The 24,900-nt window shown below is 71.2% G+C and carries 18 protein-coding genes; 6 read left to right on the top strand and 12 right to left on the bottom strand.

Annotated features, from left to right (window positions below):
* Positions 1 to 1,811: 1,811 nt before the first annotated feature.
* Positions 1,812 to 2,582 carry a TerC family protein gene (locus tag AB0I28_RS09175; protein WP_357491256.1) on the bottom strand — a complete coding sequence of 257 codons (771 nt, stop codon included), beginning with the start codon at positions 2,580 to 2,582 and terminating at the stop codon, positions 1,812 to 1,814.
* A gap of 146 nt (positions 2,583 to 2,728) precedes the next feature.
* Between AB0I28_RS09175 and AB0I28_RS09170 the strand changes: the two genes are divergently transcribed.
* The 3 genes from AB0I28_RS09170 (at position 2,729) to egtA (ending at position 5,771) form a co-directional block, all read left to right on the top strand.
* The gene (locus tag AB0I28_RS09170) at positions 2,729 to 3,292 is read left to right on the top strand and encodes a hypothetical protein (protein ID WP_357491254.1); all 564 of its coding nucleotides are present in this window, start codon (positions 2,729 to 2,731) and stop codon (positions 3,290 to 3,292) included.
* Between the two features lie 137 nt (positions 3,293 to 3,429).
* On the top strand, positions 3,430 to 4,404 hold the full coding sequence (locus AB0I28_RS09165; protein ID WP_357491252.1) for a DoxX family protein: 975 nt from the start codon (positions 3,430 to 3,432) through the stop codon (positions 4,402 to 4,404).
* A 104-nt stretch (positions 4,405 to 4,508) separates the two neighbouring features.
* Positions 4,509 to 5,771: an ergothioneine biosynthesis glutamate--cysteine ligase EgtA gene (gene egtA, locus AB0I28_RS09160; protein ID WP_357491250.1), complete on the top strand. Its 1,263-nt coding sequence runs from the start codon at positions 4,509 to 4,511 to the stop codon at positions 5,769 to 5,771.
* Here the strand turns inward: egtA and AB0I28_RS09155 are convergent.
* The 4 genes from AB0I28_RS09155 to AB0I28_RS09140 all read right to left on the bottom strand — a co-directional run bounded on the left by AB0I28_RS09155 (position 5,752) and on the right by AB0I28_RS09140 (position 11,426).
* Entirely contained in the window at positions 5,752 to 6,393 is a 642-nt protein-coding gene (locus AB0I28_RS09155) for a winged helix-turn-helix domain-containing protein (RefSeq protein ID WP_357491248.1), read from the bottom strand. The genes egtA and AB0I28_RS09155 overlap by 20 nt on opposite strands.
* 596 nt (positions 6,394 to 6,989) lie before the next feature.
* Entirely contained in the window at positions 6,990 to 7,739 is a 750-nt protein-coding gene (locus tag AB0I28_RS09150; protein WP_357491246.1) for a DedA family protein, read from the bottom strand.
* A gap of 180 nt (positions 7,740 to 7,919) precedes the next feature.
* The gene (locus AB0I28_RS09145; RefSeq protein WP_357491244.1) at positions 7,920 to 9,926 is read right to left on the bottom strand and encodes an N-acetylmuramoyl-L-alanine amidase; all 2,007 of its coding nucleotides are present in this window, start codon (positions 9,924 to 9,926) and stop codon (positions 7,920 to 7,922) included.
* A gap of 105 nt (positions 9,927 to 10,031) precedes the next feature.
* Positions 10,032 to 11,426: an MDR family MFS transporter gene (locus AB0I28_RS09140; protein ID WP_357491959.1), complete on the bottom strand. Its 1,395-nt coding sequence runs from the start codon at positions 11,424 to 11,426 to the stop codon at positions 10,032 to 10,034.
* A 180-nt stretch (positions 11,427 to 11,606) separates the two neighbouring features.
* On the opposite strand from AB0I28_RS09140, the gene AB0I28_RS09135 reads away from it, so the two are divergent.
* A complete protein-coding gene (locus AB0I28_RS09135; RefSeq protein WP_357491242.1) occupies positions 11,607 to 12,131 on the top strand; it encodes a PadR family transcriptional regulator in 525 nt (174 codons plus the stop codon).
* Between the two features lie 131 nt (positions 12,132 to 12,262).
* On the opposite strand, the gene AB0I28_RS09130 is transcribed toward AB0I28_RS09135, so the two are convergent.
* Complete coding sequence (locus tag AB0I28_RS09130; protein WP_357491240.1) at positions 12,263 to 12,988, bottom strand: alpha/beta hydrolase; 726 nt, start codon at positions 12,986 to 12,988, stop codon at positions 12,263 to 12,265.
* Between the two features lie 141 nt (positions 12,989 to 13,129).
* Here AB0I28_RS09130 and AB0I28_RS09125 point away from each other — a divergent pair, with 141 nt between their 5' ends.
* Positions 13,130 to 14,797 (top strand): protein kinase, encoded by a 1,668-nt coding sequence (locus AB0I28_RS09125; protein WP_357491238.1) that lies wholly within the window; start codon positions 13,130 to 13,132, stop codon positions 14,795 to 14,797.
* Here AB0I28_RS09125 and AB0I28_RS09120 read toward each other — a convergent pair.
* Positions 14,776 to 15,399 carry a TIGR03086 family metal-binding protein gene (locus AB0I28_RS09120; RefSeq protein ID WP_357491236.1) on the bottom strand — a complete coding sequence of 208 codons (624 nt, stop codon included), beginning with the start codon at positions 15,397 to 15,399 and terminating at the stop codon, positions 14,776 to 14,778. The genes AB0I28_RS09125 and AB0I28_RS09120 overlap by 22 nt on opposite strands.
* 23 nt (positions 15,400 to 15,422) lie before the next feature.
* On the opposite strand from AB0I28_RS09120, the gene AB0I28_RS09115 reads away from it, so the two are divergent.
* On the top strand, positions 15,423 to 16,562 hold the full coding sequence (locus tag AB0I28_RS09115) for a hypothetical protein (RefSeq protein WP_357491234.1): 1,140 nt from the start codon (positions 15,423 to 15,425) through the stop codon (positions 16,560 to 16,562).
* Here the strand turns inward: AB0I28_RS09115 and AB0I28_RS09110 are convergent.
* The 5 genes from AB0I28_RS09110 to cobA form a co-directional block, all read right to left on the bottom strand.
* Complete coding sequence (locus AB0I28_RS09110; RefSeq protein ID WP_357491232.1) at positions 16,559 to 18,784, bottom strand: transglutaminaseTgpA domain-containing protein; 2,226 nt, start codon at positions 18,782 to 18,784, stop codon at positions 16,559 to 16,561. The genes AB0I28_RS09115 and AB0I28_RS09110 overlap by 4 nt on opposite strands.
* Complete coding sequence (locus AB0I28_RS09105; protein WP_357491957.1) at positions 18,778 to 19,884, bottom strand: DUF58 domain-containing protein; 1,107 nt, start codon at positions 19,882 to 19,884, stop codon at positions 18,778 to 18,780. Before AB0I28_RS09105 ends, AB0I28_RS09110 begins: the two co-directional genes overlap by 7 nt.
* A gap of 88 nt (positions 19,885 to 19,972) precedes the next feature.
* Positions 19,973 to 20,944: a MoxR family ATPase gene (locus AB0I28_RS09100; RefSeq protein WP_357491230.1), complete on the bottom strand. Its 972-nt coding sequence runs from the start codon at positions 20,942 to 20,944 to the stop codon at positions 19,973 to 19,975.
* A 12-nt stretch (positions 20,945 to 20,956) separates the two neighbouring features.
* A complete protein-coding gene (locus tag AB0I28_RS09095; RefSeq protein ID WP_357491228.1) occupies positions 20,957 to 23,503 on the bottom strand; it encodes a fibronectin type III domain-containing protein in 2,547 nt (848 codons plus the stop codon).
* 108 nt (positions 23,504 to 23,611) lie between these two features.
* A complete protein-coding gene (cobA, locus tag AB0I28_RS09090) occupies positions 23,612 to 24,826 on the bottom strand; it encodes a uroporphyrinogen-III C-methyltransferase (protein ID WP_357491226.1) in 1,215 nt (404 codons plus the stop codon).
* Between the last annotated feature and the right edge of the window lie 74 nt (positions 24,827 to 24,900).

Raw genomic sequence — 24,900 nt, 5'->3', positions numbered from 1 at the left:
TGGCCCCCCACCGGCCACGACGGTCACCAGGCCGGTGGGGGGTGGCGGTGACAGAAAGCCCGGCCCGCGGACGTGCCCCGCGGGCCGGGCTTCGTCTTGGGGTGGGGGTGGGGGTGGGGGTGGCACGGGGGCGCGAGCGGCTGCGGGTGGGCGCAGGCGACTGCGCGCGGGTGGCACGGAGGGCAGCGGGCGGGGTGGGCCGGGAGGGCGTGGGGGCCACGGGGGCGCGACTGGCTGCGGGTGGGCGCAGACGACTGCACGCGGGTGGCACGGAGGGCAGCGGGCGGGGCGCAGGATGCTGTGGGCGAGTATCGCTGCGGCTGTCCGGCTGAGAGCCGCATGGTTCTCGCGAGACCGCCGACATCCCGGGAACGGCTTGACCGCCGCCCGCCGCCCGCCGCCCGCCGCACCGCCACTCAGCCACCCCGCCACCCCGCCACACCGAGCCGATGACTTCTCACCGCTCGCCTCGCAGCACCGCCCCACGCACCATGCCGTCTCGCAGCCTCTCGCCGCTCGGTCGCCCACCTGGTCGCGTCACAGCACCTCCGCACCTCCGCGCACCCCGGTCGCCCCGCGTCTTTCGCCGCTCTCCCGGCAGCCCGCAGCTTCTCGCCGCTTGGCCGTATACATGGCCTCACGCCGCAGCGCTCGGCGAGCATTCAGCCGCGCCGCAGGCCCTCGGCACCCATTCGGCGGTCTCGCAGCGCCCCGACGCTCGCCCCAGCCGCCCCCCGCAGCTTCTCGGCGCTCACCTGGCCCCAGCACCCCCGCCCGCCACGCACCCCGCCACCCCGGTGTTCCGCACTGGACACCCGGCCCTCCCGCAGCACCTCAGCGCGCACCCGACCGCCTCCGCAACCTCTCCCCGCCCGGCCGACTCACCGCTGCTCGCCGCCTGGCCGCGTCACAGCATCTCCGCGCACCCCACCGCCCGCAGCGTCTTGCCGCTTGGCCGCATACTCGGCCTCGCCGCAGCGCTCGGCGAGCATTCAGCCTCGTTCCAGGTGCTCGGCACCCAGCCGTCCTGCAGCATCCCGGCGCTCGCCCGGCCGTCTCGGAGCAACCCCGCGTTCGGCTGCCTCGCAGCATCTCGGCGCTCGCCCAGCCGGGTCTCCGCTCTCGCACCGGATCTCGCCTGGCGGGGTGGGACACGCATGGCTTCGGCCTCGGCGGGCTCTGCTCGCTACCGCCGCCCGGTCTCTCCCTGCCCGCCCTCATTACCGGCCACGGTCACCCAACGCCGAGCGCCCGCCGCCCAGGGCTCGCGGGCTCGCGCGGTTCGCCGAGCGCGGCGCCTGGTGGATTCTCCGCCACGCGTTTTACGCTCGGCCATCCCTGCGGTCATCGAACCGCTGCCGTCCTCCGCTGCACCGCACCGCCCGCCGACATTCCGCAACTCGTGGGGCCAGGCCGCCTCGCCGCCGAACCGGCAGCGTGCACACGCCGGCCGGCCCCGCAATCGCAGCACACTGCCTCCCCCGGCCGCTGCACACCCTGGCCAGCGCCTCGCACGCATCCCCGACACGCTGGAAGCCCGCCCCGGCTACCGCCCCACGGCCACTACTCGCCCGCCCTCGGTCGAGCGCCGCTCACCGCAAGACTTCGAAGACCATCCCCACAATGCTCCCCGCTCGCACGCCGAACAGCCATCCCCGCCCGCTGAATCCAGCCATCGCACGGCCATCGCGCGCCGCCGCCGACCGCCATCCCCAACCCGGCTCCGTACCCCTGTCCCGGCGTGCGCCCTCCCCGCTCGCCCACGCCGTACCGCCCTCCCCCATCGCTGCCCTACCCATGCCCCTCTACCTCTACCCCTGCCCCTCCACCTCGTCCTCGCTGTACCGCCGGTGCAGCTCCACCGGCTTCTGCTTCGCCGCCGCCCGCCGCTCCCGTCGCGCCGACACCGTGATGTTCAGCAGCTCCACCGCCAGCGAGAACGCCATCGCGAAGTAGATGTACCCCTTCGGGATGTGCAGCTCGAAGCCGTCGGCGACCAGCGTCATGCCGATCAGCAGCAGGAACGACAGCGCCAGCATCTTCACCGAGGGATGCCTGTTGACGAAGCGTCCGAGCGGTCCGGCCGCGATCAGCATGATCCCCACCGAGATCACCACGGCGGCGACCATCACCCAGATCTCGTCGACCATGCCGACGGCGGTGATGACCGAGTCGAGCGAGAACACGATGTCGAGCAGCATGATCTGCACGAGCACTCCACCGAAGGAGACCGCGCCCTTGGGGTTGTCGTGGCCCTCCTTGCCTTCGAGGCTGTCGTGGATCTCGAAGGTCGCCTTCGCCAGCAGGAAGAGCCCGCCCAGGATCAAGATGATGTCGCGGCCGGAAATGTCCTGCCCGAACACCGTGAACAGGGGCGCGGTCAGCTTGACCACCCACGACAGGGTCAGCAGGAGCAGCAACCGCATGATCAGCGCGAGGCCGAGCCCGATTTTGCGCGCCTTGTCCTGTTGATTCTCGGGGAGCTTTGCCGCCAGAATCGAGATGAAGACAATGTTGTCGATCCCGAGCACCAGCTCGAGCAGCACCAGACTGATGAACCCGGCAATGACGTCGGCGGACATCCGGCCTCCCTGGGAATGTTGGGAACAGGTTAGGCCATCTGGCGGCGAACTCAGCGAAACGCGACATCAGCTCGGACTCTTTACAGTAACCGCGCTCTCGGGCATACTGACGCCACCAAAGCGCACAAACCACCGAAAGGTGCTCCATGACCGGCATCACGGCGCGCCAGGACACCAGCCCCGACCCCTTATACGGCGCCACACGCGACGGCAACACCGACGTCGCAACCCCCGCGGCCGCACGAGCGCTCGCGATAGCCCGGATCGCCCTCGGCTGGATCTTCCTGTGGGCCTTCCTCGACAAGACCTTCGGCTTCGGCCACCCCACGCCATCCGGACGAGGCTGGATCGAGGGCGGCAGCCCGACCTCCGGCTACCTCAGCGGAGTCGACGGCCCGTTCGGCGGGCTCTTCGCCTCGATGAGCGGTATGGCGTGGGCGGATTGGCTCTTCATGGGCGGCATGGCCGGACTCGGCATCGCCCTCGTGCTCGGCATCGGCCTGCGGCCGGCGTCGGTGGGCGGGGTTCTGCTGCTCGGCTCGCTGTGGGCGTCCTCGCTGCCCATCTCGGCCAACCCCTTTCTCGACCAGCACCTGGTCTACCTGCTCACGATCATCGGACTGACCTTCGCCAAGGCCGGAGACACCTGGGGTCTCGGCCGGTGGTGGTCACGCACGGCGCTCGTGCGCAGGATCCCGCTGCTGCGCTGAACGGCGGGGCCCGGGCTCTGCCCGGGCCCCTTCGGCAGGAATTGAGAGAGTTGGATGAATTAGGGACTGTTCGCCCATATCCTCCTAGACTTGATCTCGTCCGTGACCGCTACGGGATGGCGAGAGGCGGGAGTGACATGAGCAGTTCAGCGACGGGCCGCGAGCCCTGGCGAGAGGCGGGCGAGAGAGCCGCCGAGCCCGCACCGGATCCCGAGAACCTCAACGACCCGGCCACGGGCGAGGCGGGTACCCGCAACATCGCCGGCGAGGAGGGCATCTCCGCCTTCAACACCGGCGCCCGCGACGCCGCCGACCAGGCGGAGACCTCGCGAATCGGTGCCGACGAGGCCGCGCAGCGAGCCCGCGAGGCCGCCGACGAGGCCACGGCCGCCAACACCACGGCCGACGCGACGTCCACGACGACCGCGACTCCGGCCGCGGCCGCACCGGCGATGCCGGCGGCGGGCGTCGTGACACCGGCCGACGCGACCACCACGGACAACGACTCGGCGCCGATACGCGCGATGACGCTCGGCATGGCCGTCACCTCGGCCCCGGGGCGCTACCTCTTCGCGCTGGCCCGCATCCTGCTCGGCTGGGTGTTCTTCTGGGCCTTCCTCGACAAGCTCTTCGGCCTCGGCAAGTCGACGCCGTCGGAGGCGTCCTGGATCAACGGCGGCAGCCCGACGAGCGGATACCTCAACAACGTCGAGGGCCCTTTCAAGGGTTTCTTCAACTCCATGGCGGGTCAGACGTGGGCGGACTGGCTGTTCATGATCGGGCTCGCCGGCATCGGTCTCGCGCTGATCCTCGGCATCGGCATGTGGCTGGCCGCGATCACCGGAACGATCCTGATGGTCTTCATGTGGATGGCCTCACTGCCGCTGACCACCAACCCGTTCCTCGACGAGCACCTGATCTACGCCGTGATGATGCTCGGCCTGGCCTTCGTCCGGGGCGGCGACACGCTCGGCCTCGGCAAACCATGGGCGCGCACGGGCCTCGTCCGCGCCGTGCCCTTCCTGCGCTTAACCGCGAATCCGCCGCCACCACCGGAGGGGCCGGTCCACAATGGATCGGCCCCTCTACCCGGTGTCGACCATGCGACATAGCCAAGTAGTCCTATATGAACAGTAGGGTATTGCCCCCTGCGAGCAGTACGCCTATGGTCAATGGAAGCTCACGCAGAGTTCCGCCTCGCGACAGGGAGCCGCGCATGTTCGACGCACCGACGGCAACGGCCCGCACCTCCGCCGACCACGACGCGCTCACCGAGGAGAAGGCCTTCCGGCACATCGCCGACCACGCCTTCCGCACCGGTCCGCCGACCAAGGTCGGCGTCGAGCTGGAGTGGCTCGTCCGCCCCTCGCACGACCGCCTCTCGCGGACCCGCCCCTCGATCATCGACGCGCTGCTGAACGAGACCGGCACCGCGCCGAGACACGGTCACGTCACTTTCGAGCCGGGCGGCGCTTTAGAGCTCAGCTCCCACCCCGCCGACGGACTCGCGGAGTGCGTCCGGCAAATGTCGGCCGACCTCACCAGGGTCCGCGCGGCGCTCGACGCCCTCGGCATCCGCCTGCTGGGCAGCGGACTCGACCCCGAGCGCCCGCCGCGCCGGGTCGCCCGCTCGCCGCGATACACCGCCATGGAGCAGTACTTCGACCGGGAGGGCCGCGCCGGTCGCTGGATGATGGCCAACACCGCCTCGGTGCAGATCTGCCTCGACGCCGGCTACGAACGGCCCGGGCCGCTGGGCTTCCGCGAGCGCTGGCGGCTGGCGCACGAGCTCGGGCCGGTACTGGCGGCGGCCTTCGCGAACTCGCCGGTGCGACTGGGGCGGCCGACGCGCTGGAAGTCGATGCGGCAGTCGGTGTGGTCGCGGATGGATCCGGGCCGCACCGCGCCGGTCGGCGCGGGTGATCCGCGGGAGGCCTGGGCGCGCTACGCGATGTCGGCCGACGTCATGATGATCCGCTTCCCCGACCGTCCGTGGCTCGTGCCGACCCGCCTCAGCTTCGCCGACTGGGTCAGGTTCGGCGCGCCGCGTCGGCCCACATTGGACGATCTGGAGTACCACCTGTCGACGCTGTTTCCGCCGGTCCGCCCGCGGGGGTATCTGGAACTGCGGATGATCGACGCGCAGGCCGGCGACGACTGGATCGTGCCCCTGGCGGTCGCCACGGCCCTCCTCGACGACCGCTACGCCGCCGACAAGGCGCTCGAAGCGCTCGAACCCTTGTCGCGCAAGCGTTCCGGCGACGACCCCTGGTGGCGAGCCGCACACCACGGCCTCGCCGACCCCGACCTCGCCGCGGCCGCCCTGGGCTGCTTCACCGCCGCCCACGACGCGCTGGGGCGGCTCGGCGCCGGCGGCCCGGTGGCCGACGCCGTCGCGGATTTCGTCGCCAGGTACGTCGAACGCGGACGCTGCCCCGCCGACGACGCCCTCGACAGGCTCAAGAACGCGTCACGCTGACCCTGCCTCGGCCGTCGAAGCGGTAGCCGACTCCCCGGATGGTCGTGACCAGCGGGAAGCGGTCGTCGATCTTGGCGCGCAGGCGGCGGATGTGGACATCGATGGTGCGGCGCCCCACATGGGCGTCGTTCCACACCGCCTCCAACAGTCGCGAGCGGCTGAAGACCTGGCCGGGGTGCTCGGCGAGGAAGAGGAGGAGGTCGAACTCAAGGCGACTGAGGGGCAGCTCGTCCCCGCCGAGGCGGACCACCCGCGAGTCGGGGTAGATGTGGACGTGGTCGGCCGGGTCGACCGCCGGTGCCTGGACGAGCGCGGTCGCCGGCGGTTCGGCCGCCCGCACCGTCACGGTGACCGCGCCGAGGTGCGCGATGTGCTCGCGCGCGGCGTCGAGGGCGGCGAGGAGTTCCTCGTTGAGGGCGGAGTCGGGCGCGGAGAGTTCGATGGTGACGGTGAGGCCGGGCGGAGCGGGTCGGGGGACGGTTCGGGGGGCGGGAGGAGGTGGGGGCGAGAGAGTGGTGGGCGCGAGGGGCGCAGGTGCGGTGACGGGGGGCGCGGTCGGTGCGGGTGCCGTGGCGGGTACGGGAAGGCGGGTCGTCGGCGGGTGGTCGAGCTGGATGGTCATCTGGGTGGTTCCCCCTGGTCAGGAGTCGGCGGAGAGGCGAGGCGGTGGTTGCGGGCACGCGGCCGTGAAAGGCCGCAGCGGCGGCGAGGTGCTGGCGCGGGAATGCGCGGAGATCAGCGGCAGCGGCCGGGCCGACAGGCCCCGGCGGCCGGCACGCGGCACGTCACCACGACCGACCGCGTCGCGGATGGTCCGGTGTGGACGGTGCGCCTGCTCATGAGGCGAGGATATCCTACTAATCCGATAGGATTCAAGGGGTCCGTGCCGTGGAGTGGGCGGGGCAACGAGGCAACGGGGGTGCGAGCGGCGAGGGCGGCGCGGGGTTGGCGTGAGGGCGCAATGGGGTCTACACCTCGCGAGTGAGCGATGATGCGCGCCGCTCCCCGCTTGGGCAGCAGGCGGCAGCGGGGCAAGCGAAGCGTCGCCAAGCGAAGCAGCGCTGGGCGGGGCGGGGCGAAGCAGCGCTGGGCGGGGCGGGGCGGGGCGGGGCGAAGCAGCGCGGGACGGGGTCGAGCAGGCCGGCCCGAGCTAGGCCCAAAAAACCGGCGGGAGCATCACGCCCCCGCCGGCCACAACACCTTCCCCGCTTCCCCCGCCTACTCCGCCTTCGCGTCGGCCATCGCCGCCGTCGCCGGAACCTCCGGCACCAGCGCCTCGGTCACCAGCGTCTCCGCCCCCGCCGTCACTCCGGCGGCCCCCGCAACCGCCCCCGCGGACTCGACCCCGAGCAGCGCCTCGCGGCGCCGCTTGGCGCGCTTGCGCAGGAACGACACCGTCTCGTGCAGCACCGTGATCGACACCGCGATCCCGAAGCCCAGCAGGAGCCCCTTGATCGGATCTCCCTCGACGGCGTGCCCGGCGAAGAATCCGATCCCGGCCGAGTAGAGCCCCCACGAAATAGCCGCGATCGAGTCGAAGAACGCGAACCTGCGCAGCGGGTAGCCGACCGACCCCGTGATCAGCGTCGTGGCGGTGCGGCCGCCCGGAATGTATCGGGCGATGATCAGCACCAGTCCCCCGCGTTCGGCGAGGGCGTTCTCGGCCCAGTCGAAGAGTTTCGCCTTCTTCGACCCCGGCTTCATCTTGCGGCGGATGCCGCCCCCGGCGGTCCGGCCGATGAAGTACGAGATGTGGTCACCGGCGAAGGCTCCGGCCGCGGCGACGACGATGGCCAGCCACAGGATCGGCTCACCGGTCGTCGAGGCGTACACACCGGCCGTGATCACCGCCGTCTCGGCGGGCACGACCGGGAAGAAGCCGTCGAGCAGGGCGATCAGGAAGATCCCCAGGTAGATCCATGGAGAGCTCATCAGCTGCTCCATGAAGTTCATGATGTTCTGGGTCATCGAGTCCGGCCAATCCGTCGGGTTCGCGTCCTCCATACGGTAGGCCGGGCGCGCAAGCCGGCACATGGGCCCGATGGAGGATTTCACCCCTTACTTAAGTCAGGGCCCCACCCTGTAGGGGACCCGAGGGTCCGCGCTCCCGGCACGAGCGCGGACCCCGGGCGTTCGAGGTCAGAGGCGTCAGGGCGCCCCTAGGAAGGACGGGACGACGTAGACGTCGTCGGCCTTCACGTACATGATCCGGTGGCCCAGCTGAATCTGGTAGTACCTGGTGTCACCGTTGACGACGATGTTCGGACCCTCCAGCGTCTTCGCCCAGTAGTACTCGGTCTGGGGCGAGAAGTCGCCGAGGCTGTAGCGCTCGCCCACGTTCAGCACGTAGGGCAGCGGTGTGAGCGGCTGGTAGGTGGCGCCGGTGCCTTCGTAGGCGGCCTCCTCCGGCAGTGCGCGACCGTGAGTGAGCACGTTCACGCGCCCGTGCTTGGGCGTCACGACCAACCCGATGGTGGGCGTGGCGACGGGGTTGTCGGCCGGGTTGAACATCCAGCCCTTCTGGCCGAGGTACCAGATGGCCAGCCAGTCGCCCTGCCTGTCCGCGACGGCGTAGCGCTGCCCGGTGGAGACGCGACTGCCGTGGTCGCTGACCTGCCGGGTGGCGCGGCTGCCGTTGGGCCGCATGCCGACGTCGTAGAGCAGCGGCGCGTCGAAGCTCGGCTCGCTGTAGAGGAACACCGTGCTCGACGGGCGGTCGGGGCACGGCAGGGCGGGCTGCTTGGAGTCGCAGCCGATCATGGCCGGCCGGTTGCTCTGGAAGTCGGGGTTGATGGTGACCATGCCGGAGTGCTTGCCGCCGAAGGAGTGGAAGGGCGCGCCGAGCAGGTCGAAGTAGTGCGACCAGTCCCAGTAAGGGCCCGGGTCCCAGTGCATGCCGGGGATCTTGGCGGGGCTGATGCCGGGGACGTTGTCGTGGCCGATGATGTGCGCGCGGTCCAGCGGGATGTCGTAGCGGTCGGCGAGGTAGCCGACCAGACGCGCCGAGGTGCGGTACAGGGTCTCGGTGTACCAGGCTCCGTTGGCCGCGAAGCCCTCGTGCTCGATGCCGATCGAGTGCGAGTTGATGTACCAGTTGCCGGCCTGCCAGGCGACGTCCTCGGGCTTCACGTGCTGGGCGGTGTGCCCGTCGGTGGAGCGCATCGTGTACTGCCAGGACACGTAGGTCGGATCCTGGACCATGTCGATGGCCGTGTGGTAGTAGCCCTCGATGTCGTGGATGACGATGTACTGGATGTCGAGGTCGGTGGGCCGGTCGGCCTTGTCGTGGTTGCCGTACTGCCCGACCGCGGGGCCGTACTGCTCGTAGGGCGCCGGGATCCACTCGCAGCCCAGGGAGCGCGGGCAGTCGGTGCGGGTGCCGTCCTTGGTGGCGCGCAGACCGAGCGCTTCGAGCTGTTCGGCCGACGGCTGGAGGCCGGGGTCCGCCGACAGGTTCACCTCGCCGCCGTCGGTGGACTCGGAGGCGCCGGTGCGGATGGTGGCGAACACGTCGTCGGCGAAGCGCGCGGCGGTTCCGATGTCGGAGGCGCCGCTGTACCGGGCGACGGCGCCGTACCAGTCGGCGGGCGCGTCACTGTCCACATTGAGCGCGCGCTGGTGCTCGGCGAGCAGGGCGGCTCCACCGCGGATGTTCTGGGCCGGGTCGGTGCGCAGGGTGGTCTCGTCGACGCCGGTGAGGGCCGCGGCCGTGTCGAGGGTCTGGAGCGAGGCCTCGGTGGGGGCGTCGGGCATGGGGGCGAGTTCGGGCGCGGGGCGGCTGTCGTCGCCGCGCGGGTCCTCGGTGCCCTCGTCGTGGTGGGTGCCGTCCTCAGCCGCGACGGCCGTCGCGTCGGTGAGGTGCATGGGGCCGAATCCGGCGCCGGTGCTGGGGTCCCCGGCGTGGTCGAGCCAGCGGGACTCCAGATAGGACACTCCGAGCAGGATGCTCTCGGGAACGCCGAACTCGGTGGCCGCGGCGGTGTACTGGGCCTGCCGGTCGGAGACCGGGTCGGCGAGTGCGGGTGCGGCCGGGGCGAGGGCCGCGATTCCGGTGGCGAGCAGCACGGCGGCGGTGGTGGCCGCGGCGAGCCCGCGCCTGCCGGTAGGTCTGCGGAGGACGCTCATGGTTCCCCTGTTCGTTAAAGGTTGGGCCATGGCCGCACTTTATCTACATTGGGTCGGTCAGGGAAGAAGGAAATCTACGAATCTGCGAACCCGGCCGTCCCCGGTCGCCCGCGTGGGCACCGGGGACGGCCGGGTTCAGCGTCGCAGCGCGAGTTTGCGGGCGGGCGCGGCCAGCAGTGCGAGCAGGGTGATGACGGCGCCCGTGGCGCCGACCCACATGAGGATGGTGCCGGTCGCCGACGAGGTGGCTTCGGCGAGGCCGTCGACGGGTGTCTTGTCGACCATCTCCTGGGTGAACATGGTGCCGGCGACGGCGAGCGCGACCGAGCCGCCGATCTGGCGGAAGAAGGACAGTTTGCCGGTGGCGATGCCGATGTGGCGGGGTGCGACGGTTCCCTGCACGGCGATGGTCAGGCCGGACAGCATGGGGCCGACGCCGAGGCCGAGAAGTCCCATCCACACCGCGATCTGCCAGGAGGGGCTGGCGGCGGTCAACTGTCCGAAGAGGACGGTGCCGGCGATCATCGACACGGCGGCGCCGAGGAGCAGGCCGCGGTAGCTGCGGGTGCGACTGATGAGCATCCCGGCGAGCATGCTGCCGAGGGTCATGCCGATCATCATGGGGTAGATTCGCAGGCCGGATTCGGTGGCGCTGACACCGTGCGCGCCCTGGAAGAAGCGGGGCAGGAAGACCGTGGCGGTCATCAGGGCGAAGGCGCTGAAGAACGAGGCGAGGTTGAAGGTCGTGTAGGCCCGGTCGCGAAACAGCCCCAGCGGGATGAGCGGTTCGGCGACCTTGCGCTCGATGAGCACGAAGGCGACCAGGAGCACCGCCGACAGCGCCAACGGTCCGGCGACCTGGAGGTCGGTCCACTCGCGCAGGCCGGTGCCGCCGCTCTCGGTGGAGCTCTTCTGGGTGAGGCCGATCAGCAGGGAGCTGACGGCGACGGTGAACACGGCGATCCCGGCGTAGTCGATGCGAACGCGGACCGAGCGGTCGCGGACGGGACGCGGGAGCTTCCAGAGCATCACGGCGAGGATGAGCGCGCCGAGGGGGAGGTTGATCAGGAAGATCCAGTGCCAGCCGGCGTTGTCGGTGAGGACGCCGCCGAGGTAGGGGCCGCCGATCATGCTGGCGCCCATGAGCGCGCCGACCGCGCCCTGCATCTTCCCGACGCGTTCGGGCGGCAGGATGTCGGACGCCAGGGCCAGGGAGAGCGGGATGAGGGCGCCGGCGCCGAGGCCCTGGACGGCGCGGGCGGCGATGAGGAAGCCCATGTCCTGGGCGAGCGCGCACAGCGCCGAGCCGATCAGGAACAGCGTCAGGCCGGTGATCAGCAAGGGCTTGCGGCCGAAGGCGTCGGAGAGGCGGCCGTAGATGGGGACGGTGATCGTCGACGACAGCAGGTAGGCGGTGACGGTCCAGGTGTAGAGGGAGACTCCGCCGAGTTCGCCGACGATGCGCGGCAGGGCCGTACCGACGATCGTGGTGTCGAGGAGGGCGAGGAACATGCCGCCGAAGACGGCGATGAGGAGTAGCCCGAGGCCTTTGACCTAGGGTTTCACTGCGGACGGAGCGGGCTGCGCCGGGGTGGACGTCTGGGTTGACACGGGGCTCTCCAAGGGATGACTCAGGTTGACATGTAAAAACTTACATATGAATCCAGACCTGTCAACTTCAACATGTCAAAGTTGCCGTAGACTGCCCCCATGTCCCTGCGCATCGCCCTGCTCGGCCTCCTGGTGGAGGCCGGGCCCTCCAGCGGCTACGACCTCACCAAGCATTTCGGCCTGTCCACCAGCAACGTCTGGAGCGCCAAGCACAGCCAGATCTACCCCGAGCTGCGCAAGATGGAGGCCGACGGCGCCGTCACCGCCGTGGAAGAGTCCGGGGCGCGCAACAAGCGCACCTACGAGATCACCGACGGCGGGCGGGGAGAGCTGCGGCGCTGGCTGATCGAGACCGACCCGAACCGGGACGTGCGCAGCGAGGCGTGCCTGCGGCTGTTCATGCTCCCGCTGCTGGACCCGGAGGAGTCGCTGCCGCTGCTGCGCGCGGAGGCGGCCGTCTACCAGGTCCGGGTCAACCGGCTCAAGTCGCTCGCGGAGTCGATGGACTCCGACCTCAACCGCTACCAGGCGACGCTGGGCGTGCTGAACATGACGGCGCTGCGGGACTGGGCGACCTACGTCGCCGACGACATCGAGCGGAAGGCCGCCGAAAAGAGGGCCTGAAGTCCAGGCGCGGCCGCATGTGGACGGTCCTGTGTCGACCGTGCGAACCCGTCGGCGTGATCCCGTTGTGCGGCAACACTCCGGGCGTGGACCACGCCGGGCACGCGCGGGGCGGCGCGCGTGCGGGGAGGTCAGGCCAGGTGGCCGAGGACCTTCGTCAGCGCCAGCTCGACGGCCTCGCGGGACTCGGCGGTGTAGTCGGTGTGGTCGAAGCCGTGCACGCCGTTCGGGACCTCGACGACCTCGACCTCGACCGGTCCACCGGACATCAGTTCGACGAACTTCGGCTGCGCGGCGGCGAGGAAGTCGTGTTCGAGGCCGACCCGGGTGAACACCAGCGGGATCGGGGTGCCCTCGGGCACGAGTTCGAGGGGCCGGAAGCCCTGCGGCAACTCGGCGTCGGTGAAGGCGTCGAGCGCCGGGTAGGTCGCGCCGAGCGCCTTCAGCCAGCCGGGCCGCTCGCGCAGCAGCGGCGCCAGCATCGGCCCCCCGCCGGAGAACACCCACACCGCGACACTGCCGGCGTCGACGCGCTCGTCGGCACGGGCGCCCTCGACGGCCTCCAGCACGTCCTCGTACGCCTGCGGGTAGGCCTCGACGCCGTACAGGCGGTGGTCGACGACCGCGGCGGTGAACCCGCGCGCGGCGGCCTGGGCGCCGTAGCCCCGGTAGACGTGCCAGTCACGCGGGGACGCCGGCCAGGAGGGGTTCACCGGGCCGCCGTGCACGAAGACGACCAGCGGCCGGGGACCGTCGGCGTCGGGAAGACAGAGGTCCCAGTGTCCGTGCCGTTCACGCGGCACGTCGGGACTGTCGAGGACGAATGGAGCCACCCACGGCGGCTGAGGTGCTGTCATGGAGCGAACCTAGGCGTTCGGGGCGCGTACGCCCAACCGGCCGCAACGAACCCGACATTTCCCCTCTGGATCGAGACATGCGAATTCGTCTCCACCTTGACTCGTGCGGTAGCCTGCCCAGGGCGCGAAGGAGTACGTCACTTGAGCCATAACCTGTCAGCCGGTCCGGACATATCCGGCTACCGAGACCTGCAGTTGATCGCGCACGGCAGCACGGCCCTGGTCTTCCGCGCCCGCCAGGAACGCCTCGACCGCGACGTGGCCATCAAGGTCCTCAGCGTCGACGAGGTCATGACCACGCAGGCCTCGGTCGCCAAGGAACTCGAGACGACCGTCGCCCTCTCCGCGCACCCGCACATCGTCTCCATCATCGACACCGGCACCTCCGGTCAGGGCCAGCCCTACATCGTCATGGAGTACTGCGAAGGCGGCTCCTACTCGCAGATCCTCAAGCAGAACGGCCCGCTGCCCGTCAGCGACGTCGTCGAGGTCGGCGTCAAGATCGGCGAAGCCCTGCACGCCGCCCACACCGTGTCGATCCTGCACCGCGACGTCAAACCGCAGAACATCCTGCGCACCAAGTTCGGCCCAGCCCTCGCCGACTTCGGCATCGCCCGCGCCGCCGACGAACTCGCCGCCACCGGCACCATCGACAAGCTCACCCCGCTGCACTCGGCGCCCGAGGCGCTCCGCCGCGACGAGCAGTCCCCCGCCAGCGACGTCTACAGCCTCGCCTCGACCATGTGGCACCTGCTGGTCGGCCGCGGCCCCTTCTCCTCACCGGCCGGCCGCACCGACCCCGACGAGTTCCGCCAGCGCGTCGAGTACTCCCTGGCCCCCTCCGTGCCCCGCCCGGACGTCCCCGACTGGCTCCAGCGCGAACTCGCCCGCGCCCTCGCCAAGGACCCCGCCGCCCGCCACCAGAGCGCCTACGCCTTCGCCGAGGAACTGCGCCGCCATTCCTACGGCGCCATCACCTCCGCCTCGGTCGGTTCGGCCACCGTCCAGCCCCCGATGCCGGACCCCTCCGACGAACTGACCACCTTCGCCTTCCCCCCTTCGGGTGCGACCGCGGCGGGGGTGATGTCATCGCCGGCACCGATGACGCCCCCGGCACCCCCGCCGCCTACCCGCGCCACCGACCCCTTCGCGTCGCCGGCGGCGTACACCCCGCCGCCGCAATACCAGCCGCAGGCGTACACGCCACCGCCTTCGCCGTCGACCGCCGAGACCGTGCCGCTGCGCATCCCGCAGGCACAGCCGGTGTCGGCGCAGCCCTACACGCCACCGGTCTCGGCGCCGCCGAACAACCCCTTCGCCGTATCCGCCCCGCCCGTCTCGGCGCCACCGCACCAGCCCCAGTACGCGCCCCGACCACCGCAACAGCCCGGCGGCAAGAGCCGCCTGCCGCTGATCCTCGGCGGCGGCGCGGGCCTACTGGTCGTGGCGATCCTCATCGTCGTGATCGGCTTCGTGCTCCCCGCTGCCGACAAGGACAACGGCCCCGAGCAGGTCGACGGCACCACCGACGTGACCGCCGAGAACCCGCCCACCGGACTCAAGATCGTGTCCGACGACGAGAACGGCGTCCGTCTGGAGTGGACGGATCCCTCGGCGGGAAGTCTCTCCTTCATCGTGTTCGGCGGACGCAAGGGCGCCCAGGTCGAGGTCATGCAGACCATCGAGCCGGGTACCACCACCGCCACGATCAGCGGCCTCAACCCCGAGCAGAACTACTGCTTCAGCGTCGGCGCCCTCTACTCGATCGAGAAGGTCCCGAAGTCGAATCAGATCTGCACGTCCCGCTGACCCCAGCCCGGATCACGGCCCAGCCAGCGCAGGACGTCGTCGAAGGTCCCGCCGTCACCGGGTGACAACGCGGGCTTGAACGCCGCGCCCGTCCGCTGCCTGTTCGACCCGTCGGGCACCGCCTTCGCGACGGCCTCCGCCGCCGCCAGCACATCCGGCTCGAACTCGACGCGCTCACCGACGGACACCGCCACATCCCACGAGTGCACGACATAGTCGATCAAATGGAAGCCGAGCGCCTGCGAGCCCGGGAAGGGTTCGGGCCGAAAGTCCGGCAGGACCCATGGACGGTCAAGGGATCCGTCCTCGGCGACCGCCCGCAGCAGCGAGCGCGCCGAGACCTCGAAGGCCTTTCCGACCGCGCCGTCGTCGGACGGCACGGGCCTGGGCGTCCACATGGAACGGTCGCTGACCTCGCCGAGCGCGGCGGCCGCGAAACCGTCGTTCTGGGCGATCATGTGCGCCAGCAGTTGGCCGACATTCCAGTCGGCGCAAGGGGTCGCGGCTTCCAGGTGCGCCGGCCGGACCTTGTGGACGGTGGCGACGGCGGTCTCCATCACGCGGGCGTGAAGGGCGGCGAGTTCGGCGTGGGTGAGGGCCATGGAGGTGAGGGTAGCTTGGGGCGATGCCGGAGCGACGCCTGTGCGAGATGATCCACACCTACACGGTGAACGTGCCCGATGAAGGCTCGGCGCGGGCGCTGGCGGCGGATCTGGCGAGGCGAGGGCACCGTTTCGTGCGGGTACGGGCGACGGACGATCGCCATCTCGTCGAGTCCCTAGTGGACGAACCCGCCGCCGACAGCGAGTGGGAGTGGGCCCAGGCCGAACACGAGTCCGTCGCCGTGGCCGCCCTCGCCCGGCAGCACGGTGGCTATCACCGCGGCGGAATGGTCTCCCAGCGGACGACCGCGCTGGAGACTTTCGGCACCGACAACGTGGCGCACGCCCTCGACGCGGCCGAGGCCCACGACCTCAGAGACCACTGGATCGCGCGCTTGCCCACGCCGGTCCCGGCACCCGAACCGCTGGACCCGCTCTCCCTCGCGCCTTGCACCGCCGCCCATCCGCCGCTGTTCGAAACGCTGCGAGCCGCGGCTCCGGCAGACTCCTGGTGGCGGTCCGAGGCGGCCGACGGCTTCGCCGAGATCCCGGACGTCGAGCTGGTCTTCGAACTCTACGACGCTTTCATGCACCAGGGCACCTGCTATCCGCACACGGCCTCCGAGGTGCCGCTCCTCGCGGCCCTGGCCGCCCGCGACGACGTCCACCCGGGACTGCGGGCGATCCTCGTCGACTTCCTGTTCCTCGCCGCCACCGTCGGGTGCAGGCTCGCCGCCGCCGACGCCGACCGGCGCGATTCCCTGGGACTCCCCCACGACGAGGACGCCGGCGAGGTCGCGGCCCGCGAGGCGGTCGAGGCCTGCGCGCCGGCGCTGTTCGACCGGTGGGATCACGAATGCGAGGCCGTCCGCTTCAGCCTGGCGCTGCTGGCCGCCGCGTGCCCGGACGAGACGGCGCCCGTCGCGGAGATCCGCGCGTGGGCCGACGCGGAGGGCGACTCGCCCCGGGCGGGAATCCTGCGGCTGACGGTGGCTCTGGCCGACGACGATCCCGCGTTCACCGACTTGCTCGCCCGGCTCGTGGCGGCGGGATACGCGGGGTCGGCGCCCGCCCCCGCCGCTTCCTCACGCGGCACGGCGTTCAGCGTGCTGGAGGAGTGGGCCGAGCAGGAGCTGTCGGCCGTCCTGGAGGACGTGGGCTAACCGCGCGCCTTCGGCAGCGGCGCGTCGCGCCAGAACAGCGGCCTGGGCGTCACCGTCCACAGCACGCGGCCGATCCACGGCCTCGCCGCCCGCAGCGCCGCGACATAGGTCTCGGCGGTCCGCACGGCGGCCTCCGCGACGTCATCGCGCACGGCGTCGGCGGCGAAGGCGACCTCGTTGATCGCGGTCACCAGCGCCACCATGCTCGGCCCCTCGCGGCCCTTGAGGGCCTCGACGGCGAAGCCCGCCACCTCTGTCGCCGTCAGGGTCCGCGGCGGTCGCTTGCCCGCCAGCCGCAACGCGTCGTGGATCTCCTGCCAGGCCCCGCGCACCCGCGAGGCGCCGCTGCCCTGCCACAGGCGTTTCGAGGTCTTCGCTCTCTTCATCCCCAGCACCGTCACCAGAACCAGCACGACGACGAGCAGGCCGCCGGCCGCGCCGAAGACCCAGGCGGGAATGCCCTCCCGGGTCGGCTCCGACGCTCCGGGCACGCCCGAGTCGTCGCCCGAGGGAGGCGTGACCGAGGGGTCGTCGTAGTCCTGCGGGGGCGCCGAGGACTCCGGCGGCTTCGACTCCTCCGGCGGCTTGATCTCGTCCTCGGGCGGGGTGATGTTCTGGTCGGGCTGCGGCATCGGGTCGAAGGGCACCCAGCCGGCTCCCTCGAACCAGACCTCGGGCCAGGCCAGGGCGTCGGCGCCGCGGACGGTGTACTCGCCGGCCGAGGCGCGAAAGCCCACGGCGATGCGCGTCGGCAGGTCCAGCATCCGGCCGATGACGGCGAACGCGGCCGCGAACTGCTCGGAGGTCCCCTGCTGCCCGCCGCCGCGCGGGGGCGCGCCGAGGAAGAACCCGAGCTGGGGCAGCGAGTGGCCGCTGTTGGCGTCGGCCTTGAACGCGTAGTGCGACGCCAGGAACTGTTCGAGGGTCGTCGCGCGCTGGTAGGGACCGCCGCCCTGGTCATCGAGGTAGGCGGCGAGGTCGACGAGCTCCTTGGGCAGCTCGGGAGGCAGCGCGAGAAAGCGCGCGACCTGCTCGCCGCTGCCGGTCGAGGCGGTCGTCAGGCGGTTCACGGGGATCTGAGGTTCGGCCGACTTCACCGTGTAGCTCTCGCCCTGCACGAGCCCGGTCGGGTTCATCAGCGTGCCGGTCTCACGGTCGTAGGCGACGCGCATGCCCTCGACCAGGACCGGGTCGCCGACCGAGGGCACCAGGCGCCCGGTCAGCTCGGCGATGGTGATCTTCTGCGTGACCTCCTGCGTCGGGGAGATCGTGCTCGGCGGCGGCGCCAGCACGCGCCCGGCCGCGCGGTAGATCGCGCCGACCTTCCAGGTGATGCCGTCGTAGTCGGGAAGCACGGCCAGCCGCAGGCGCGAGTCGACCGACAGGTTCGTCGTCAGCAGCGGCTGGTCGGGGTTCTGCGCCCAGCCGGACATGCGGATCAGCGGGTTGGCGTCGATGTCGTTGAGCTGTGGCGGCACGACGTACTGCCGGGGGTCGCTGGGCGAACCGCTGACCGCGCCACCGGCGACCGGCCCCAGCACGGCGACGGCCCCGACGAGCACCGCCAGCCCGGCCGCGCCGGTCGTGATGGCGCGCAACCGCACGCTGCGCCCGGCCGTGCCCGCCTGCGCGGCGACGACCGTGCCCTCGGGCGCCGGTTCGATCGCCGACACCGCCAGCGCCAGCCCCGCCAGAGCGGCGAACAGCAGCGCGTACCAGATGAGGCCGGACGCGTTGGGCCCGACGAGGTAGAGCGAACCGCCGTACAGGATCATCGGCGCGACGCAGCCCAGCAGCACCCGCCGGTAGCGGACGGCCAGTTCGGTCGAGATCAGCCCGACCGCCCAGCTCGCGACCACCGGCACGAGGACGGTGTCCGGCTGGGACTCCACGGGGATCATCGAGGTGAGCAGTCGCGGGACGCTGTTGCGGACGGCGTCGACGTAGATGTCGGCGAAGGTGCCGCTGATCGTGGCGCGCCCGGCGGTCAGCTGCACGCACAGGATCGTGTACCCGAACAGCAGCACGACCGTCAGCGGCGGCAGGAACACGGGGCTGCGGTTGCGCAGGAGCGTCCCGACCGCCACGGACACGAACGCGGCGCCGGCGACGAGGTAGAGCAGCAGCTCGTTGAGGTAGATGCGGCCCAGCGCCCCACCCGCGAGCGTGATCATCCCCATCAGGCTGAGCGGGACGATCAGCAGCCGCAGCCGGCTCACCACGCGCCCGCTCCGTGCCATGCGGCGGCGAACTCGGTGCCGTCGGCGGCGCCCAGGACCGGGAAGCCGCCGACACTGCCGTGACCGGGGTTGTCCGGCCCGAGGACGGCGGCGAGGATCGCCGGATGCCCTCCGCGCAGCGAGGCCAGCTGGGGCGTCTCCAAGGGACGACCGGAACCGGTCAGGTAGATGAGCGTGTCGCCGAGCCGCTGGTGCCGCAGGCGGTTCACGGTGGCGTTGAGGGCGTCCTCGTCGAGGGTCAGTTCGGCCTCGGAGAGCGCGTCGAGGTAGTCGTCGCGGCCGCCGGTGACGACGGTCTTGCCGCTGGTCAGTGCCATCGCAACGGACAGTCCTTCACGCAGGGCCGCGACGACGACCGAGGCGGCGGCCTCGCAGGCGGTCTCGAAGCCGTCGTGGCGATAGGACTCGGCGCGGTCGTCGAGGAGCACGACGATGTGCGGCAGCGAGGTGTCCATGTGCTCGCGGATCATCAGGTCGCCGATGCGCGCGGAGGTGCGCCAGTGGACGTGGCGCAGGTCGTCGCCGACGACGTACTCGCGCAGCGCGTGGAAGGTGAGGCTGCCGTGCTCGATGCGGTCGACCTGCCCGTCCATGCTGCGCGCGACCCCCTGCGGGGAGGTGTACAGCGGATGCACGACGGGGTGGACCCACACGGTCCCGGTGTCCCCGTAGGAGCGGGACAGCTTCACCAGCCCCAGCGGGTCGCGGCGGCCGACGGTGAGCGGCCCGAGCCGCAGCACTCCCCGGCGCTCGGTCGGGACGCGGTAGTCGACGACGGCCTCCTTACGGGGCCGCACGCGGTGCAGCGGGACCGGGACGCGCATGCGGTCGCAGACGTCGTGGGCCACCATGCTCACCGCGCGCAGCTTTCCCTCGTTGCGGACGGTCAGCGTCACCGTGCACGTCTCACCGCGCTCGACCCGCTCGGGCTCGATGGAGCGTGTGACGGTCAGCTTCGGCCGCCAGCCCGCCACCAGCAGCGCGACCAGGAACGACGTCGCGGCGGCCGTGCCGATCGTGGCCGGCTCGGGATAGCCGAAGTAGAAGCCGGCGAACAGCAGCAGCGCGCCCGCCACGGCCATCCCCCACCCGCGTGAGGTCACCACGGGCGCACCTCACGTGATCGCGGACGGGCAGGAGTGATGGCGCGGCGCTCCATGGTCGGTCGCCTCAGGCGTTGGCGGGAACGGGGACGGGGACCTGGGCGGCGATGCGGTCGAGGATGTCGGCGGCGTTGGCGCCGCGCATCGCGGCGTCGGGAGCCAACACGAGCCGGTGCCCGAAGACGGGACGGAGCAGCGCCTTGACGTCCTCGGGGACCACGTAGGTCCGGCCCGCCGACAGCGCGTAGACGCGCGCGGCCCGCGACAGCGCGATGACCCCACGCGGGGACACGCCGACGCGCACCTCCGGCAGTTCGCGAGTCGCGGCGGCCAGTCGCACCAGGTACGTGTAGAGCGGGTCGGCGATGTAGGTCCGCCGCGCCTCCTGGGCCATCAGCGCCACCGTCTCGGTGTCCACGACCGGCCGCAGGTCCTCCGGGGAGCGGTGGGCCGCACCGCGCAGGACCTCGATCTCCACGTCCTCCGAGGGATAGCCGACCGACAGCTTCATGAGGAAGCGGTCGAGCTGCGCCTCGGGAAGGCGGTAGGTGCCGTCCATCTCCACCGGGTTCTGGGTGGCGACGACCAGGAACGGCTGCGGCACCGGGTGGCGCGTGCCGTCGACGGTCACGTTGCGCTCCTCCATGACCTCCAGCAGCGAGGCCTGGGTCTTCGGGGAGGCGCGGTTGATCTCGTCGGCGATGACGATGTTGGCGAACACCGGGCCAGGGTGGAACTCGAACTCCCGGCTGGCCTGGTTGAAGATCGTCACACCGGTCACGTCGGAGGGCAGCAGGTCGGGCGTGAACTGCACCCGGCGCCAGATGCCGTGCACGCTGGCCGCGATGGCCCGCGCGAGCGTCGTCTTACCCGTGCCGGGCACGTCCTCCAGGAGGACGTGCCCCTCGGCGAACAGCGCCACCAGGGCGAGGCGCACGACCTCGGGCTTGCCGAGCACGATCTGCCCGATCTGGCCGGCGAGCCGGTCGAAGAGATCGGCGAAGGACTGCGCCTCCTGCGGGGAGAGTGGATGGGTCAACGTCGCCTCCTGCTAACACTGGGCCAGGAGGTCAAGGTTGTCGCCCGAGTCCAGGTTGAACCAAGCCCAGGGGATGTAAGACCCGCCACTGATCTTGACGAACCAGGCGCTCTCCTTGTTGTTGTTGTAGTGCGAGGCGAAGACCTTGTCGCCCTGATCGGCCTTGCAGAGGGCTTCCTTGCGGGTGCCGTTCATGAGCCGGCCGTCCGGGGTGCCGCTCTGCTTGGGCTGCGGGTAAATGGCGATGCCGGTGTCGCAGTAGACGGCCGTCTCACCGTTTTGGCCGTTGATGCAGCGCACGACGCCGGAGAGCGTGTTGGTGACGATGTTCTTCTTGTCGGTGGCCTGCCCGGCGGCGTTGGTCACGGTCACCACGGCCTCGTAGTTCGAGGAGGCCGACAGTCCGCCGACGGTGATCGAGGAGCAGCCGCCGTCGACGGATTTGCCGCCGACGGTGAGCTTGCAGGTGGCGTTGCCGCCGCCGTCGTTGGCGCTGAAGTTGACCGTCACCGCGTTCGTCGTCGAGCTGTGCTGGCCGATGCTGACCGTCGGCTTCGACATCGCCTTGGCCGTGGTCGAGGCGACCTCGCTCTCGCCGGCCTCGTTGATCGCCACGACGTCGACCTGCACGGTCTCGCCGTCGCCGATGCCGCCGATGTCGGCCGCGGTGCCGGTGACGGTCTGCGTCTGGCCGTTGGCGGTCACCTTGTAGCCCGTGATCGGGCGGCCGTTGTCGATCGGGGCGGTCCAGGTCGCGTGCACCGCGCCCTTGGCGTTAGCGGTGTTGGCCTGGAGGTTGTCCGGCTCGCCGGGCTTGGTGAACGGCACGACGGTCGCGCTGGGGGGCGAGGGCTCGGAGGCCGCGCCGCTCTCGGCGATCGCGGTCGCGGTGAACGCGAACTGCTGGCCGTAGGCGAGCTGACCGGCCGGGACCGTCATCGTGGTCTCGTCGCCGACCTCGCCGACGGGCTGCGAGGCGCCGGCCGCACCGACCGAGTCGATCTTGTAACCGGCGATCGTGTTGCCCTGGCCGTCGGCGGCAGGCCACTGGATCGTGACGGTGCCGTCGGGGTTGGCGGTCCCGGTGGGCGCGCCGGGCGCGTCGGGGACCTCTGCGGTCGGCACGACCGGGTTCGCCGAGCCCTTCGGGCCGTCGCCCTTCTTGTTCACCGCGTAGACCGAGAGGTTGTACTCGGTGCCGTTGTCCAGGCCGGTGATCTTGAGGACCTGCTGGTTCCCGGCGACCTCGTAGGTCTTCTCCGGCGCGCCCTCCACCACGTACTTGGTGATGGCGGCGCCGTTGTTCGGGGCGGCGTCCCAGCTCAAGGTCGCCGAGCCGTCGCCGGGGGTCGCGCGGATGTTGCGCGGCGCTCCGGGCGGGCCCTCCTTGGGCTTGGGCGGGTCGGCCTGGACCTTCTCCTCGGGCGGGATGTCGGCGCCGAGCACGCCGCCGATGCCCTTGTCGACCTTCTTGACCTTGTGGTTCTCGTCGACGACGAGAGCGTTCTTGGTGTACGGCGCGTTGATGAACAGGTGCCCGTCGCGGGCCACCATCTCGATCAGGCCGTCACCGGCGGGGATGTCGACCTCGTCGACGACCTTGCCGTCCTTGTCGAAGACGTAGACCTTGTCGGTGGCGTTGTCGGCGACGTAGATGCGACCCCACCACTCCATGGCCGCGCCGAGTTCGGTGCCCTCACCGGGAACGGCGTAGTCCTTGACGCTGGTGCCGTCGACGGCGAATACGCGGCGGCCGTCGGTGATGGTGATGGTCGCGATCGTCGAGTCGGTGCTGATCGGCATGATCGCCATGCCGTTGAGGGGCACGTCGACCTTGCGGACGTCGTCGCTGCCGTACACGGTCGTCAGCTTCGCACCGGTGGTGTCGAGCACCGCGACGCCCTCACGGAGGACGGACAGCACGAGCTGGTGGCTGGGCTCGGCGACGCCGATGGTGCTGGCGACCGTCGCGGCGTTGCCGTCGGCGCCGGGGGCGATGCCGACGAGCGTGCCCTCCTTGGGCACCGCGAACCACAGCGTGCCGTCGTTGTCGAAGACACCGCCGGTCAGGCCGGCCGCGAAGCGCAGCGGCTCGCCGATCGGGGTGAGGGTGCGCGCGTCGACCTGCCGGACGATGCCCTGGACGGAGTCGACGATGAACGCCTTGCCGTCGTGCAGGGCGACGTTGACGCCCTGGCCGGGCGGGGTCTCGGCCGAGCCGGTGACCTGGAGCGTCGCGGGGTCGATGGCGTTGATCTTGCCGGTGTCGAGGTCGCGCAGCAGGATCTGCTCGTCGGTCTGGACGATCTCGACGTCGTGCCCCTGCGCGTCGGTGAGCTCGTGGCGGATGTCGACCCGCCCGGTGTCACCGTTCACATGCGCCATCTCACCGCTGGTGACCGTCCACAGCCAGGCGGCGGCGTCATGCGTGGCCACGGCGGTGCTGAAGAAGCCGGTGCCGAGCAGCGTCGCGACGATGGCGGCGATCAGCGCCACGGTGGTGACGAGGCTGATGACCGCGCCTTTGCTCTTGAGCTTTCGAACGGCTGCGCCTGGCATGGTGGGCTGTCCTCCCCAGGACTCCGCAGGTACTCAACACAGACCTCGCGCAGCCTACTGGGGCCCGGCAACGGCTCGCCAGTCCCCGATTGCCGGAAAGCCCGACCTTTACCGAACTGTGCCCCTTAGTTCTTCCGCGAGTGCCGTGACCTGCCCGATCACCACGGTGGCGGGCGGTCGCAGGGCGTGTTCGCCGAGTGTGCCGAGCGTCGCGTGGACGACTTCCTGGCTCGATGTCGTCGCGTCGGCGATGACCGCCGCGGGGGTGTGCGGATCGCGTCCGCCGTCGATGAGCGCGGCCGTGATCGCCGGGAGGTTCTCGATGGCCATGAGCAGGACGAGGGTGCCCTTCATGCGGGCCAGCGCCGGCCACTCGACGAGCGACTTGGGGTGCCCCGGCGGGACGTGCCCGGACACCACGGTGAAGTCGTGGACCACTCCCCGGTGCGTCACGGGGATTCCGGCCGCCGAAGGGGCGGCTATGGCGCTGGTCACTCCCGGCACGACGGTGACCGGGATGCCCTCGGCGACGCAAGCGGCGACCTCCTCGCCGCCGCGGCCGAACACGAACGCGTCGCCGCCCTTGAGCCGCACGACGTCGCAGCCCGCCTTGGCGCGCTGGACGATGAACGCGTTGATCTCCTCCTGGGCGGCGTAGCGGCCGTAGGGGATCTTCGCGGCGTCGAAGATCTCGACCTCGGGACGCAACTCGTCGAGGAGGAGGTGCGGCGCGAGGCGGTCGACGACGACCACGTCGGCGACGGCGAGCGCGCGGCGCCCCCGGACGGTGATGAGCTCGGGGTCGCCGGGCCCTGCGCCGACGAGCGTGACGCGGCCCTGTTTCGGGGCGTCGCGGAAGGACTTGCCGGTGAGGGAGCCGTCGGCGAGGCGTTCGCCGATCTCGTCGCGCAGGCGTGCGGCGCGGCGGGGGTCGCCGCCGCCGAACGCGGCGACGGTGACCTCGCCGTGGCGGGCGACGGCGGGCGTCCAGGCGGTGGCGGCCTCGGCGTCGTCGGCGCGGACGCAGAAGACGCGCTGGGCTTCGCAGCGGGCCGAAATCTGCGCGTTGACGGCCTGCTCGTTCGTCGCGGCGAGGACCAGCCAGGCCTCGTCGACGTCGGAGGGCTCGAAGGGCCGGCCGTGCCAGCCGATGCGGCCCTTGTCGGCGAGGTCCTGGAGCGCGGGGGTCACGACCGGCGACACGACGTCGACGTGCGCGCCGGCCGCCATGAGGGCGGGGACGCGCCGGGTGGCCAGCACGCCTCCCCCGACGACGAGGACCCGGCGGCCGGCGAGGCGGAGGCCGAGTGGGTAGAGGCTCACGGTTCCCGAGCGTAGTCCGAGATCTTGGGGCTTGCCCGGTGGCGAGGGGCCGGTCCAGGCATTGGGAGGGGTGG

It is taken from the genome of Phytomonospora sp. NPDC050363 (genome assembly GCF_040655735.1).
GTDB lineage: Bacteria > Actinomycetota > Actinomycetes > Mycobacteriales > Micromonosporaceae > Phytomonospora.
Note: the sequence above shows the minus strand (reverse complement) of the source record. Positions and strands in the feature narration are given on the sequence as shown.